Source organism: Herbaspirillum sp. C9C3 (assembly GCF_013359625.1).
In the GTDB taxonomy this organism is placed as follows: domain Bacteria; phylum Pseudomonadota; class Gammaproteobacteria; order Burkholderiales; family Burkholderiaceae_D; genus Herbaspirillum.
This window is the reverse complement of record NZ_JABFMQ010000001.1, coordinates 84,796-98,172: the sequence shown is the minus strand read 5'-3', so window position 1 is coordinate 98,172 and position 13,377 is coordinate 84,796. Positions and strand designations below refer to the sequence as shown.

Here is a 13,377-nt window from a genome sequence, read left to right as displayed (position 1 = left end):
TGCCGCCGCGTCTGCGTCCTGCCCTGCGGCAGTGGCGCACCAGGGAAGGCTCAGGCCAATGGAGGAGGGCGCAACTGGTCGTGCAGGTAGGACGACCAGTTCAGGCTTGCCGCAAAGGCGTGGGGAAACGGAAACCAGTGCAGTCCGGGCGTGGCGATGGGCGCCGGCAAGGCCGGATCTTCCAGCTCGCCCTGAGCGGTGGGCTGGTCATCGTCGTCGGTACCGGACGGAAGTTCATCGGCCGGTGCGATAGCGGCACCAAGGAGATCTGCCGCAGCGTGCCAGGAACTGGCAGCCGCCGCCGGACAGACCTGTTCGCCGACATGTCCGCCCCCCTGCGATGCTGCGGGAAGCGATACCTGCAACTGCTCGCGCAACTGTTCACGCAGCTGTGGCTCTCCCGTGGCTGCCAGCAATTGCAGCGGTATCAGCAGAGTCAGCAGCAGGAGCAGCAGTCGGCGCATCAAACCCATCGTGAAGGAAAAAGTAAAAACAAGGTGCATCGCCCGGCAGCATCCGCCCCCCGTTCGCCAGGCTCTTGTCAGCATGAACGGATGCGCATTATACGCAAAATCGCCGCCCCGCCCTGCCAGCCGGTTCCCCCCGGAAACCAAGCCATACGGCAAGTTATCCACAAAAGCTGTGAACAAGCCTGTTGATAAGCACGCCGACTGTTTCTGACATGCTTGCTCAGCAAGGGTTTCCTATAAATTGCTCTTGTTTTACACAAAAGTGAAGAAATTTCCTCAGTACCTGCCCGCCGACGGGCTCAATCGGCGGCCACTACCTTGTTGCGGCCACCCAGCTTGGCGCGGTAGAGCGCCGCATCGGCGGCCGCCATGAGCAGGCGTCCATCCGCGTCGCTTTGTACCAGACGGGTGCACACCCCGATGCTGATGGTTACACGGTGCGCCACCAGAGACTTGGCATGCGGCTCGGCCAGCGCATGTACGGTCTGGCGCAGCGATTCGCCCACCTCGGCCGCCTGGCCGGGCGACAGGCCTTCCATGAGCAGGATGAATTCTTCCCCTCCGTAACGCGCCAGCAGATCGCCCGGGCGCTGCAACTGACCCTGCAAGGCGGCCGCCACGCGCTTGAGCACCTGGTCGCCAGGTCCATGACCGTAATGATCGTTGTACTGTTTGAAGAAATCGACATCCACCATGAACAGCGACAAGGTCCCGCCCGCCTGCCCCATGCGCTGCAAGGTCCGGGCGTAGTGTTCATCGAAATGGCGGCGATTGTGAATGCCCGTCAGACCGTCGGTGCCGACCTGGCGCTTGAGCACGTCGGAGTGCGACTGCAGCATCTTCTCGCGGCGCACGGAGTTGCTGGCGTCGCTGATCTGGACCAGGCACAGGCGTTCTCCTCGTGCGTTATCCAGCGCAGTGAGCACCACCGATTGCACCATGCGCGCCGGTGTGGCGGTGGTGACATGATCCGGGTAGAGCGGCAGCGGTGCCCGATGCAGGGCGCTGGAGAGCACCGCCGGCAAGCCATAGCCCAGGGTGCTGTCGACGGCCCGCAGCAGCGCCGGCGAGATGCGCTCCGCGAACACCTGGTCCAGACGCGCACCCAGTGCCTGTTGCGTCGATACGCGGCTATGGCGCGCCACCCAGGCGTTCCAGAGCAGGATGTGCAGTCCGGCATCGAGCATGATCAAGCCGCCGTGGAGCTGATCGAGCACCTCCTCGGCGCTGAAGCGCGGTACCACGGCAGTGCTCATGCCAGACCGATCTTGCCCAGGTAGCGCTGCACGTGCCCCACCAATGCGTGCAGCGAGGTGGAACTGAGCAGGAAGATGAGGTGACCATCGGTCTGGTGCTTCTCGATCACCAGATCGATGTGCAGCACCAGCACGAAGCTGTCCTCGCCCTGCGCGCCGGCCAGACGCATCGAGATGTCCTCGGAGGACGACACCAGGTATTGCGGCAAGGCGCTGTTGAGCGTGATCTCCAGCATGTCGGCCATGGCCGAGAGGCAGGCATTGAGGATGATGTTGCCCAGCTCGCACATGGCTTCGCGCTCGAACTCGGCCAGATCCTCCAGGCTCATCTGCGAGCCCATCATGTCGCGCACGATGGACAGCGCACGATCCTCGGTAAAGAGCAGTACCGCCTCCGCATCGAAGGGGCCATCGAAGTTCTGGCTCACCGTGGCAAAGCGTCCGCGCGAGCGCGGCAGCACCCGTTCGTCGATGGCTCCGGTACGCAGCACTTCCACCGAGGGGACCGACAGCCGCACCTCGTCGCCGACGATTTCGGACAGGCTCTGTGCCGCCCGTCCGGCACCGACGTTGAAGATCTCGGTGAGAGCGTCGCGCTCGATTTCGTTGAGAATGCTCACGACTGGCCCCGGAAATGCTGCAGCGCCTGGCCGATCGATTTTTCCGTGACCGGCTTGGCCACGAACAGGGCGCCCAGCTGCTGGGCGCGGGTCTGCACTGCTTCCTGGATATTGGCCGAGAAGATCGCGATGCGCACCGCCGGATGCGCTTGCAGGATATGGGCAGCCGCATCGGTGCCGAGCATGCCGGGCATGTTGATGTCCATCGTGCAGTAGTCGGGCACCCGTTGCTGCACCAGGGCGATGGCCTCCTCGCCCGTTCCCGCTTCCATCACCTGCCAGTCAGGATGCACGGCCAGGACATTGGCCTTGATCACCATGCGCGACACCTTGCTGTCATCGACGATGAGGAGGGTCTTGCCGCTGTCATTGCTTGCCATCTTGATTCACCTTGAACATCAAAAATCTGAAAAATGCTGACATGTTGTCATTTGTTAAAAATGATAAATCAAAAGCAACATGCTTCGTATGAGGGAATTCCTGATACGAAGCAATCTGCATCATGAAAAGCATGAAAAAAGACCTGGAGGCCTCTGCCTCGTGGCCCCTAGCGGGTGGAGGTGGAGGTGGAGGTGGCGCAGGCGTCCAGCGCAAGCAGGCGGGCATGGGCAATCTCGCCGCGATGGGCTGCGGCGTGCAGGGCGATCTCCCGGAAAGCGTCTGCATCGGGCCGGGTAGCCGCGCCCTGCTCTGCACGCCATGCGACACAGGCGTGCAGCATGCGGACGGTGCCGGCGTGACAGACCACAACGGCGCCGTCGGCCGATGTCGCCAGCAGGTCATTGAAGGCTGCCCACATGCGCTGCGCAACGGCGGTCAAGGTCTCGCCACCGCCGGGCGGGTAGCCGGCAAGGTCGGCATTCCATGCCTCCACTTCAGCCCAGGGAATATCGTCCCAGAGGCGCAGCTCCCACTGGCCGAAATCCATTTCCTGCAGGCGCGAATCCAGCCTCGGGGCAGGCTGCCCGACTGCCGTAGCCAGTGCCTGTGCCAGGCGCGCACAGCGCTGCAGCGGGCTGCTGACCCAGGGCCAGTCGCGCGGCAGGGCCCGCACCTGAGGCAGCAGTTGTGCCACGCTCTGCGCCAGCGCGTCGGGAGCGACGGCGATGTCGCTGCGCCCATAGCAGGTGCGCTTGTCCAGCTGCGGCTGAGGGTGGCGAATCAAATGCAGCTGCATGGATCAGGCACGCCACCAGGACGGCAGCGTGGCCAGCGCGCCCAGATAAAAGGCCGTTTCACTCAATTGCTGGACCGCGCCCAGGCCGTCTCCGGTATAGCCCCCCAGGCGCCGCTGGAATCGCCAGGCCAGCCAGGCTGCCGCCATCACCGCCAGCAGCACACCGGCAACGATGCGTTGCCAGGACATCATGCCCAGCACGATCACGCCCATCACCGGCAGCACCGCAAACACGGTCGCCAGCAGAAATTCACCATGACGCATCTGCTGCGCCAGTGGCTTGACCTTGCCCTCTTCCCGCACGTAATCCATACGCCAGATCAGGCAGGTGGCCAACCAGCGTGACAGCGGATGCGCCATGCCCAATACCGCCAGCACCTGCAACGGCAGCAGCGCCTGCAAGGCCGCCAGCTTGGTCAGCAACAGCGCGATGATGCCGATCACGCCATAACTGCCCAGGCGCGAATCGCGCATGATCTCCAGCGCACGCTCACGGCTGACCGCACCGCCGAGGCCATCGCAGACATCGGCGAAGCCGTCCTCATGGAACGCTCCGGTGAGCCAGATACCGGCGACGGTGGACAGCAGCACTGCCACCGGCTGCGGCCAGAGCTGCGCCGCCAGCAGATACACCAGGGCGCAGGCCCAGGCCACGATCCAGCCGACCAGCGGGAAGTAGCGCGTGGCATGCTGCAGCCAGTGCGGCTGAAAGCCCACCCAGCGCGGGATAGGGAGCCGTGTGAAGAATTGCAGCGCCGTGAAGAACAGACGCAGCTGGTACAGCAGCCCTGTGCTGTGCGGTGGTGGCGATGAGGTGAACTCTTTTTCAGACATGCTTTTCGCTGACGCTGGCCGAGGAAAAGGTCGCCATGCGTTCCAGGAAATTGACCGCAGCACGCAGCAGCGGCAAGGCCAGGGCGGCACCGGTGCCCTCGCCCAGGCGCAGGTCCAGCTGCATGAGCGGCGTGGCGCCCAGGTACTGCAGCATGCGGCGGTGGCCGGCTTCGTCGGAGCAATGCGAGAACACGCAGTACTCCAACACCGCCGGCTGCAAGGCGGCCGCCACCAGCAGCGCCGAGCTCACGATGAAGCCGTCGATGAGCAACACCTTGCGCCGCCGTGCAGCAGCGAGCATGGCGCCGGTCATGAAGGCGATCTCGAAACCGCCCAGTGCCGCCAGACGTTCCAGCGGTGCGCTCGCCCGGCCATGCAGGTGCAGCGCACGGGTGACGGCATCGGCCTTGCGGGCGATACCCCGGGCATCCAGGCCGGTACCGGCCCCTACGCATTCTTGCACCGGCACAGAGGTAAAGGCAGCCATCAGCGCGGCCGCCGCAGTGGTATTGCCGATCCCCATTTCCCCGAAGCCCAGCACATCCGTTTGCAGCGCCTCGGCAAACTGCATCCCGGCCTGCAGCGCAGAGGCGCATTGCTGCGCCGTCATGGCGGGGGACTGGCAGAAGTTGGCGGTACCGGGCGCGATCTTGCGATCAAGCAGGCCGTCGCGCACGCCGAAATCGTGATTGACGCCGGTATCGACGATGTAGAGCGCGCATTCGTTCTGACGTGCAAAGACATTGATCGCCGCGCCACCGGCAAGGAAGTTCTCGACCATCTGCCAGGTCACGCTTTGCGGATAGGCCGAGATACCCTCCGCAGTCACGCCGTGGTCGCCGGCGCACACCACGATGGCGCTCTGGCGCAGCACGGGATGATCGCTACCCTGGATCAGGCCGATCTGGCGTGCCAGGCGTTCCAGCGCACCGAGGCTGCCCAGGGGTTTGGTCTTGTCATTGATGCGCGCCTCCAGACGGCACGCCAGGGTGGCATCGAAGGGAGAGGCAATGGCGGGAATCTGCATGTAAGGACGCTCGGCGCGCGGGGCGCGGCAGGATCAAGGGAGCGTCAGTATACGAGATCGCCGCTGCCTGCGGCACGGCGGCCACAAGAAAGGGAGCCCGCAGGCTCCCTTGGCTCCCTTGGCTCCCTTGGCTCCCTTTCTTGCCGGTGATCGCAGCCGCCCCGCTTCAGGCCCTGGCAGCGGCCTTGTCGAGTACGCCGAAGATGGTCGAGGCCAGTTCGTTGGCTTCGAACTTGGCGACATAGGCATCGCCCCCCACGCTCTTGACGTGGTCCTCGTTGGCCGAACCGGAGAGCGAAGAGTGGATGATGACGGGGATGTTCTTCAGGAAATCCTCGCGCTTGATGTTGCGCGTGAGCGTGAAACCATCCATTTCCGGCATTTCCAGGTCGGTCAGTACGAAGGAGATCTTGTCGGCAATCGGCTTGCCCTCGGCGCGTGCTTCCCTGGCCAGCTTTTGTATCTTTTCCCAGGCGTCCTTGCCGGTGACGTGCATCTCGAACGGGATTTCCATGGCCCGCAGGCCCTGCTCGATGAGCGAGCGCGCCACCTTGGAGTCATCGGCAGCGATGGCCACAGCGCCGGGGCGCAGGCCGTGGCCGGTGCTCTTTGCCAGCTGCTCCATCTTCATGTCGCGGTCGCTGGGCATGATCTCATGCAGGATCTGCTCCACGTCCAGCACCTGGGCCAGGCGACTGGTGTCCTTGTCCTGATCCAGGCGCGCGATGCTGGTGACGAAGGCACCACCGCTACTGGTTTCGGCTGACAGGACCTGACTCCATTCCAGGCGCACGATCTCGTCCACCGATTCGACTGCAAAGGCCTGGGTACTGCGCGCATATTCGGTGACCAGCAGGATGTTCAGTCCGGTCTTGGGTACACAGCCCACCACCGCCGGCAGGTCGATCACCGAAATGATCTGGCCGCGGATGTTGACCATGCCCAGCATCGGCGATTGCGTGCCCGCCGCCTTGGTCACCGGCGGCATGGGAACGATTTCACGGATCTTGAAAACGTTGATGCCGAACAGCTCGGAACGCTCGCCGTGAGGATCCGCCCCCAGACGGAACAACAACAGCTCGAATTTGTTGGATGCGGTGAGATTGGTTCTTTCATCAATCTCTTTTTGAAAATTGTCCATGCCCCTTCCCCCCCGGATACAAATAATTTAGACAGGCAAACCCTGCCTCAGCAATGTAGTGGGGAAAGATGGCCGTGGCAATCAGGCAATCACTGATAGCCGACATTTTTGACCTTGGGCAATGGACCACATGCCGAAATACCACGCTTGCCCGCCGCAGGGAAGACGCTGCGTTTCGCCTGATCGAGGCAGTGCCCGGATGGTGCGCTCAAGGCTGTGCAAGAGTACGGGGCAATGACAGGGGTACAGCACAATGGAATGGGGTGCCGAAATGAAAAGAGGAAGCCCGAAGGCTTCCTCTTTCAATTTGGAGCGGGAGAAGAGTCTCGAACTCTCGACCTATACCTTGGCAAGGTATCGCTCTACCAACTGAGCTACTCCCGCATGGGACTTTTACATCGACTGCAACAGACTGCCGAAGCGGTCTGGTTTGAAACTGGAGCGGGAGAAGAGTCTCGAACTCTCGACCTATACCTTGGCAAGGTATCGCTCTACCAACTGAGCTACTCCCGCATGGGAACTTACACTTTACTGCTGCAGGAAGCCGAAGCTGCCTGCCTTGAATCTGGAGCGGGAGAAGAGTCTCGAACTCTCGACCTATACCTTGGCAAGGTATCGCTCTACCAACTGAGCTACTCCCGCATGGAGCGTTTTGGAGGCGGGGGTCGGGATCGAACCGGCGTAGACGGCTTTGCAGGCCGCTGCATAACCACTTTGCTACCCCGCCTTGGGGACACGCATACTACCTAAAACACGTGTTGTTTGCAAACATCTTTTTTGACTTTTCTCGACTTGCGTCGCCGCCAAATTTTCAATGCTCGCTCACCTATCACAATAAAAAAAGGAAGCTTTGTTAGGCTTCCTTTTTTCCAAGTAACCTGGAGCGGGAGAAGAGTCTCGAACTCTCGACCTATACCTTGGCAAGGTATCGCTCTACCAACTGAGCTACTCCCGCATCGAAAACAGAACGCTATTATAAGGCGGCGTTGGTATTTGTCAACTATCGATCTTAATTATTTAATTATTTTTTTCCTGTGGCTGGCATCGGCTTCCTTGATCATGGGCATGGCGCGACGCAGGTAGTACAGCATCGACCACACCGTCAGCACCGCCGCCACCAGCAGCAGCAGGCTACCCCACAGACGGGTATCGATGAAGCCGAACAGGCTGTCGTAGTACAGCAGCATGGGGATGGCGATCATTTGCGCAGTGGTCTTGATCTTGCCCAGCGAACTGACCGCCACCGACTTGGAGGCGCCGATCTGCGCCATCCATTCGCGCAGCGCCGAGATGGCAATCTCGCGACCGATGATGATGAAGGCGATCACCGGATGCACGCGGTCCAGATGGACCAGCACCAGCAAGGCGCCAGTGACCATGAGCTTGTCGGCCACCGGATCGAGGAAGGCGCCGAAGGCGGAGGTCTGGTTCCAGCGGCGCGCCAGGAAACCATCGAACCAGTCGGTCGCGGCGGCCACCACGAAGATGGCCGTGGCGGCAATGCCCTGTTCGTAACGGTTCAGGCCGATCTCGGGCAGGTAGTAGACCCCGACGACCAGAGGAATGAGTGCCACCCGCAACCAGGTCAGCAGAATCGGAATATTGAAAGGCATACGTCTAGGAGGGTTGGAGCGGCGTACACGAAAAAAAATTTACCGAATAGTAGCAGAGTCATCCCCTGCTGCGCCCGCCTTTACGTCAGCGCGCGCATCGACGCAGTGACGGATGCACGTCATTCAATGCAGTTGCCGGTAGATTTCCTCGGCCAGCTGGCGCGAGATACCTTCTACCGAAGCCAGGTCATCCACGCTGGCATCGACCACCCCGCGCAGACCGCCAAAGCGCACCAGCAGGCGCTGGCGGCGCTTGGCACCGATGCCCTCGATCTCTTCCAGACGCGACGTCTGGCGCGCCTTGGCGCGCTTGGCACGCATGCCGGTGATGGCAAACCGGTGCGCCTCGTCGCGGATCTGTGCGATCAGCATCAGCGCGGCAGATTCCTTGCCCAGCTCCTTGGGAGCGCGACCATCGGCGAAGACCAGGGTTTCCAGTCCCACCTTGCGCCCCTCCCCCTTGGCCACGCCGACGATAAGGCTGATGTCCAGGCCCAGCTCGGTCAGCACCTGGCGGGCCATTTCCACCTGTCCTTTGCCACCGTCGATGAGCACGATGTCCGGCATCACGCCCTCGCCATTGGCGACCTTTTCATAGCGCCGCGTGAGCACCTGACGCATGGCAGCGTAGTCATCGCCGGGCGTGATGTCGTTGATGTTGTAGCGACGGTATTCGCCGTTCTGCATCGCATGGTGATGGAACACCACGCACGAGGCTTGCGTGGCTTCACCTTGGGTGTGGCTGATGTCGAAGCATTCGGCGCGCAGTTCGTCCAGGTCTTCGCGTTCCAGCTCCAGCACCTCGGCCAGTGCGCGGGTGCGTGCCTGTTGCGAGCCCTGTTCGGAGAGCAGCCGCGCCAGTGCGATCCCGGCGCCTTTGGTGGCCATCTCCAGCCATTGGCGACGCTGGCCCTGCGGCTGGAAGGTCAGCGTGATGCGATGGCCGCACTGCTCCATCAGGGCCATCATCAACGCCGGATCATCGAATTCGGTGCCGACGATGAGCGAGCCGGGAATGAACTTGTCGATGTAGTGCTGGGCCAGGAAGGCTTTCAGGACTTCGACCTCGATGCTGTCCTCGGCGGTGTCCATCGCATCGTCCACATGCGTGGGGAAATAGGCGCGGTCGCCCAGATGTCGGCCGCCGCGTACCATCGCCAGGTTCACACAGGCGCGCCCCCCCTGCACCACCACGGCGATGATGTCGATGTCGGCGTCGCTCACCGTCTCCATGCTCTGCTGGTGCAGCACGCTGGAGAGCGAGCCGATCTGGTCGCGCACGGCGGCGGCCTGCTCGAACTTGAGGTCGGCGGCGAAGGCGTGCATCTTCTGCTCCAGCGCTTCCATGACTTCGCTCTGGCGGCCACGCAGGAACTTGGAGGCGTTCTCCACATCGAGCGCGTAATCCTCGCGGCTGACCAGATTCACGCAGGGGCCGCTGCAGCGATGGATCTGGTGCAGCAGGCAGGGCCGCGTACGATTGGTGAAGACAGTGTCTTCGCAGGTGCGCAGCAGGAATACCTTCTGCAGGATCTGGATCGATTCCTTCACCGCCCCGGCATTGGGGAAAGGACCGAAGTACTGGTTGCGCTTGTCCACCGCACCACGATAGTAGGCCATGCGCGGGAAGGCATGGCCGGTGATCTTCAGGTAGGGGTAGGACTTGTCGTCGCGAAAGAGGATGTTGAAGCGCGGACGCAGCGTCTTGATGAGATTGTTTTCCAGCAGCAGCGCTTCGGCTTCGCTGCGGGTGACCGTGGTTTCCAGCCGGGCGATGCGCTCGACCATCATGGCGATGCGCGGGCTGGTCAGGGTCTTCTGGAAATAGCTGGAAACACGCTTCTTGAGGTCGCGCGCCTTGCCCACGTAGAGCACGTTGTCTTCGGCGTCGAAATAGCGATACACGCCCGGCAGGTGTGGCAGCCGGGCGACCGTCTCCAGCACGACCTCGCGCGGATCGGGGAGCGGGGAAGCAGGAATGTCGGACATGAACGAATGCGAAAGACTTACAGCGGCTGTACCAGCGCGCGCGCCGCCAGATAGCGCGGCTCAGCCTGCAGCGCCTCCCACGTCAGCGCCTCGCCGCAGGGCAGCAAGGTAGCGCGACGCGCAGCAGACGCCGCATCCGTGCCGCCCTTGAGGCCGGCCAGAATGGCATCGGCCTTCTCGGGTGAATTGCAGATCAGGGCCACGTCGCAGCCAGCATCCAGTGCTGCTTGCGCCGCCTCCAGCGGACCACCGGCGACACTGGCGCCGTGCATGCTCAGGTCGTCGCTGAAAATCACGCCCTGGAAGGCGAAGCGCTCGCGCAGCATGGACAGCCACACCTTGGAGAAACCGGCCGGCTGGACATCCACCTTGGGATAGATGACGTGGGCCGGCATCACGGCCGCCAGACTCATGCCCAGCCAGTCATACGGGGTGGCATCGTCACCCAGGATATCGTCCAGCGGACGTTCATCCACCGGAATGGCCACGTGCGAATCTGCCGTGACGAAACCATGGCCGGGGAAATGCTTGCCGCAATTGGCCATGCCCGCCAGCGCCAGACCGTGATTGAGGCTCTTGGCCATGAGCGTGACCACGCGCGGATCGCGATGGAAGGAACGGTCGCCGATCACGCTGGAGACGCCGTAATCCAGATCGAGCACCGGCGTGAACGACAGGTCAACGCCACAGGCGCGCAGTTCAGCGGCCAGCACGAAGCCGGTGGCCGTGGCCACCTTGGTGGCTTGCAGCACGTCGCGATCCCACAACTGGCCGAGCTGGCCCATGGCCGGCACACGCGTAAAACCGTCGGTGCGGAAGCGCTGCACGCGGCCGCCTTCGTGGTCGACCGCGATCAGAATGCCGGGGCGAGTCTGGCGGATCGCGCTGGTCAACGCGACCAGTTGCGCACGGTTTTCGTAATTGCGGGCAAACAGGATCACCCCGCCGGTCAGCGGGTGCTGGATACGTGCGATGTCGGCCGCATCCAGCCGGGTGCCGACCACATCCAGCATCACCGGACCGAGCGGCTTGACGGTTTGATTCATGACTTCTCCACGATGACAAAGGCGACGGCGTATTCCACCTCGTCGGTGACGGAGACCTGGGCGCTCAGGCCCTGCTCTTCCATCCATTGTTGCAAGGCGCCGCTGCACACCACCACCGGTTTGCCGCTGGGCGCGTTGAGAACCTGCATGGCGCGCCAGGTCATGGGCATGCGCATGCCCATGCCGATGGCCTTGGAAAAGGCTTCCTTGGCGGCGAAACGGGTAGCCAGGAAGCGGATGCCACGGGCCTCCACCTTGGCCTTGCGGCGCAGGTATTTTTCCATTTCCTGCGGGCCCAGGATCCTGGCGGCGAAGCGGTCGCCGTGGCGTTGCAGGGTGGCCTGCAGGCGGGAAATCTGAAGGATGTCGGTACCGATGCCGTAGATCATGCAGCGCGCCTCAGCCCCGGGCCTTGAGCGCGTCCAGGCGCGCCTTGACCATGATGGCCTTCATCTCGGAGACCGCATTGCGCCAGCCGACGAAGACCGCATGGGCGACCACGGCATGGCCAATGTTGAGTTCGGCAATCTCGGGGATGGCGGCGATGGCCTGGACGTTTGTGTAGTGCAGACCGTGACCGGCATTGACCTTCAGGCCCAGCTTCACGCCCGCCTGCACGGCGATGCGGATGCGTTCCAGCTCTTCCTGCTGCTCGCGCTCGCTGGTGGCGTCCGCATAACGGCCTGTATGAAGTTCGATGACAGGTGCGCCCGATTCTGCGGCGGCCTGGATCTGCTCGACATCCGGATCGATGAACAAAGAGACCCGAATGCGCTCCTGCTGCAACTGGACGATCGCCGCCTGCACATCGGCAAAATGGCCGCGCACGTCGAGGCCGCCTTCGGTGGTGACTTCGGTGCGCTTTTCCGGCACCAGGCAGACATCCTGCGGCTGGATGCCACAGGCGAAATCGATCATCTCTTTCGTGACAGCGGCTTCCAGGTTCATGCGCGTCTGCAGCAGCGGGCGGATGGCCTTGACGTCTTCATCGCGGATGTGGCGACGGTCTTCGCGCAGGTGCAGAGTGATGGCATCGGCCCCGGCTTCCTCGGCTTCCAGCGCCGCGCGGATGGGGTCGGGATAACGCGTGCCGCGGGCATTGCGCAGGGTGGCGACGTGATCGATGTTGATGCCCAGGTCGATGGCCGGGCCGGCAGGCTGCAGGAAACTCATGGTGTCAGGAAGCTTCGTTTGAATGATGTCGGGATGTGATCAAGGCTGCACGTGAAGAACCGTGCAGCCTATGTCGGATTGTAGCGGCTCGGGATCGCACGCGGGGGCAGACGGGATCAAGTGGCGGCATGTTCTGGCCGGCGGCAGGCAGGCCGCCCGCGCCATCACAGCTGCATCAGGTCGATCAGGATCTGGCGCGTGTTGAGCTGCGCACCGCCCAGGTGATGCGACAGCAGGTAGCGCATCAGGAACTTGCTTTGCAACTGCGTGGTGGGGTCGCTGTAGTCCTCGCGCTCCATGTCCAGCAAGGTCTTGCCGGAGACCTTGGGCGCGCGGTCGGAAATGCGCTCCGGACGGGTACCCTGCTCGGGATCGACGACGTAGATACCGTCAGGCTGGACGGTCTTGCCGCTGACCACGCAATGGCTCCAGTTGCCGGCTACCCCGGTCTGCTTCAGGAGGAGGCGTTCGAACTGGCGCAGCACGATGGGGGCATTCTCGCCGTGGGCCAACTTGTTGAGGGTAGCCACGTAATGGTCGAACAGCGCCGGGTGCGCATCTTCGCGCGCCAGCAGCTTGACCAGCAGTTCATTGAGGTAGAAACCGCACAGCAGTGCCGATTTCTCCAGTGGCAGCAGGCCCCCGACCCATTCGGCATCGGTCAGCGTACGCACCTCGGACTTGCCGCTCCACGACAGCGAAAGCGGCTGGAAGGTCTGCAAGGCACCGCGCAGCTTGGAGTGCGGACGCTTGGCCCCCTTGGCCACCAGCGCCACGCGACCATGGTCGCGCGAGAAAACGTCGATGATGAGACTGGTTTCCTTGTAGGGATAGCTGTGCAGCACGAAGCCCGGCTGCGCCAATACCTTGTGCTCCTTCTCCGGCACGGCGCGGCTGCGCGCGCGCGGTGCCGCCGGTTTGCGCGCCGGCGCCCTGGCAGGCGCCTGCGGCACTGCCGGATCAACAACCTGGCTGGCCAGCGGGGATTCGTTGAGCATGGTGGTCATGGATATCCGTCCTGAAAGCGTGAA

Annotated in this window: 14 protein-coding genes and 5 tRNA genes; all 19 read right to left on the bottom strand. The window is 62.9% G+C overall.

The genetic code is table 11. The features are described 5' to 3' along the window. Positions 1–50: 50 nt before the first annotated feature. The 19 genes from HNO82_RS00480 to recO all read right to left on the bottom strand — a co-directional run bounded on the left by HNO82_RS00480 (position 51) and on the right by recO (position 13,353). Complete coding sequence (locus tag HNO82_RS00480) at positions 51–464, bottom strand: hypothetical protein (RefSeq protein WP_249776895.1); 414 nt, start codon at positions 462–464, stop codon at positions 51–53. 305 nt (positions 465–769) lie between these two features. Then, a complete protein-coding gene (locus HNO82_RS00475; RefSeq protein ID WP_175342409.1) occupies positions 770–1,726 on the bottom strand; it encodes a sensor domain-containing diguanylate cyclase in 957 nt (318 codons plus the stop codon). Then, positions 1,723–2,346 (bottom strand): chemotaxis protein CheC, encoded by a 624-nt coding sequence (locus tag HNO82_RS00470; protein WP_175342408.1) that lies wholly within the window; start codon positions 2,344–2,346, stop codon positions 1,723–1,725. The genes HNO82_RS00475 and HNO82_RS00470 overlap by 4 nt, the downstream gene beginning before the upstream one ends. After that, entirely contained in the window at positions 2,343–2,726 is a 384-nt protein-coding gene (locus tag HNO82_RS00465; RefSeq protein ID WP_008327999.1) for a response regulator, read from the bottom strand. Before HNO82_RS00465 ends, HNO82_RS00470 begins: the two co-directional genes overlap by 4 nt. 167 nt (positions 2,727–2,893) lie before the next feature. After that, complete coding sequence (locus HNO82_RS00460) at positions 2,894–3,523, bottom strand: histidine phosphatase family protein (protein WP_175342407.1); 630 nt, start codon at positions 3,521–3,523, stop codon at positions 2,894–2,896. Positions 3,524–3,526: 3 nt separating this feature from the next. Beyond that, entirely contained in the window at positions 3,527–4,357 is an 831-nt protein-coding gene (locus tag HNO82_RS00455; RefSeq protein WP_175342406.1) for an adenosylcobinamide-GDP ribazoletransferase, read from the bottom strand. Beyond that, positions 4,350–5,384: a nicotinate-nucleotide--dimethylbenzimidazole phosphoribosyltransferase gene (cobT, locus tag HNO82_RS00450; RefSeq protein WP_175342405.1), complete on the bottom strand. Its 1,035-nt coding sequence runs from the start codon at positions 5,382–5,384 to the stop codon at positions 4,350–4,352. The genes HNO82_RS00455 and cobT overlap by 8 nt, the downstream gene beginning before the upstream one ends. A 166-nt stretch (positions 5,385–5,550) precedes the next feature. After that, complete coding sequence (locus HNO82_RS00445) at positions 5,551–6,525, bottom strand: chemotaxis protein (RefSeq protein WP_008327994.1); 975 nt, start codon at positions 6,523–6,525, stop codon at positions 5,551–5,553. Positions 6,526–6,833: 308 nt separating this feature from the next. After that, positions 6,834–6,909 (bottom strand) — tRNA-Gly (locus tag HNO82_RS00440). 53 nt (positions 6,910–6,962) lie between these two features. After that, positions 6,963–7,038: transfer RNA gene (locus HNO82_RS00435), tRNA-Gly, on the bottom strand. 53 nt (positions 7,039–7,091) lie between these two features. Continuing rightward, positions 7,092–7,167: transfer RNA gene (locus tag HNO82_RS00430), tRNA-Gly, on the bottom strand. Positions 7,168–7,178: 11 nt separating this feature from the next. Then, positions 7,179–7,252, bottom strand: a tRNA-Cys gene (locus HNO82_RS00425). Between the two features lie 152 nt (positions 7,253–7,404). Further along, positions 7,405–7,480: transfer RNA gene (locus HNO82_RS00420), tRNA-Gly, on the bottom strand. 58 nt (positions 7,481–7,538) lie between these two features. Then, positions 7,539–8,138 (bottom strand): CDP-diacylglycerol--glycerol-3-phosphate 3-phosphatidyltransferase, encoded by a 600-nt coding sequence (gene pgsA / locus HNO82_RS00415; protein WP_175342404.1) that lies wholly within the window; start codon positions 8,136–8,138, stop codon positions 7,539–7,541. A gap of 123 nt (positions 8,139–8,261) precedes the next feature. Further along, positions 8,262–10,127, bottom strand: coding sequence for an excinuclease ABC subunit UvrC (gene uvrC / locus HNO82_RS00410; RefSeq protein ID WP_008327990.1), 1,866 nt, complete (start codon positions 10,125–10,127; stop codon positions 8,262–8,264). Positions 10,128–10,144: 17 nt separating this feature from the next. Next, entirely contained in the window at positions 10,145–11,173 is a 1,029-nt protein-coding gene (gene nagZ / locus HNO82_RS00405) for a beta-N-acetylhexosaminidase (protein ID WP_175342403.1), read from the bottom strand. Beyond that, a complete protein-coding gene (gene acpS / locus HNO82_RS00400) occupies positions 11,170–11,562 on the bottom strand; it encodes a holo-ACP synthase (RefSeq protein ID WP_008327987.1) in 393 nt (130 codons plus the stop codon). Before acpS ends, nagZ begins: the two co-directional genes overlap by 4 nt. Before the next feature lie 10 nt (positions 11,563–11,572). Further along, positions 11,573–12,346: a pyridoxine 5'-phosphate synthase gene (gene pdxJ, locus HNO82_RS00395; protein ID WP_175342402.1), complete on the bottom strand. Its 774-nt coding sequence runs from the start codon at positions 12,344–12,346 to the stop codon at positions 11,573–11,575. A gap of 164 nt (positions 12,347–12,510) precedes the next feature. Further along, on the bottom strand, positions 12,511–13,353 hold the full coding sequence (gene recO, locus HNO82_RS00390) for a DNA repair protein RecO (RefSeq protein ID WP_175342401.1): 843 nt from the start codon (positions 13,351–13,353) through the stop codon (positions 12,511–12,513). Between the last annotated feature and the right edge of the window lie 24 nt (positions 13,354–13,377).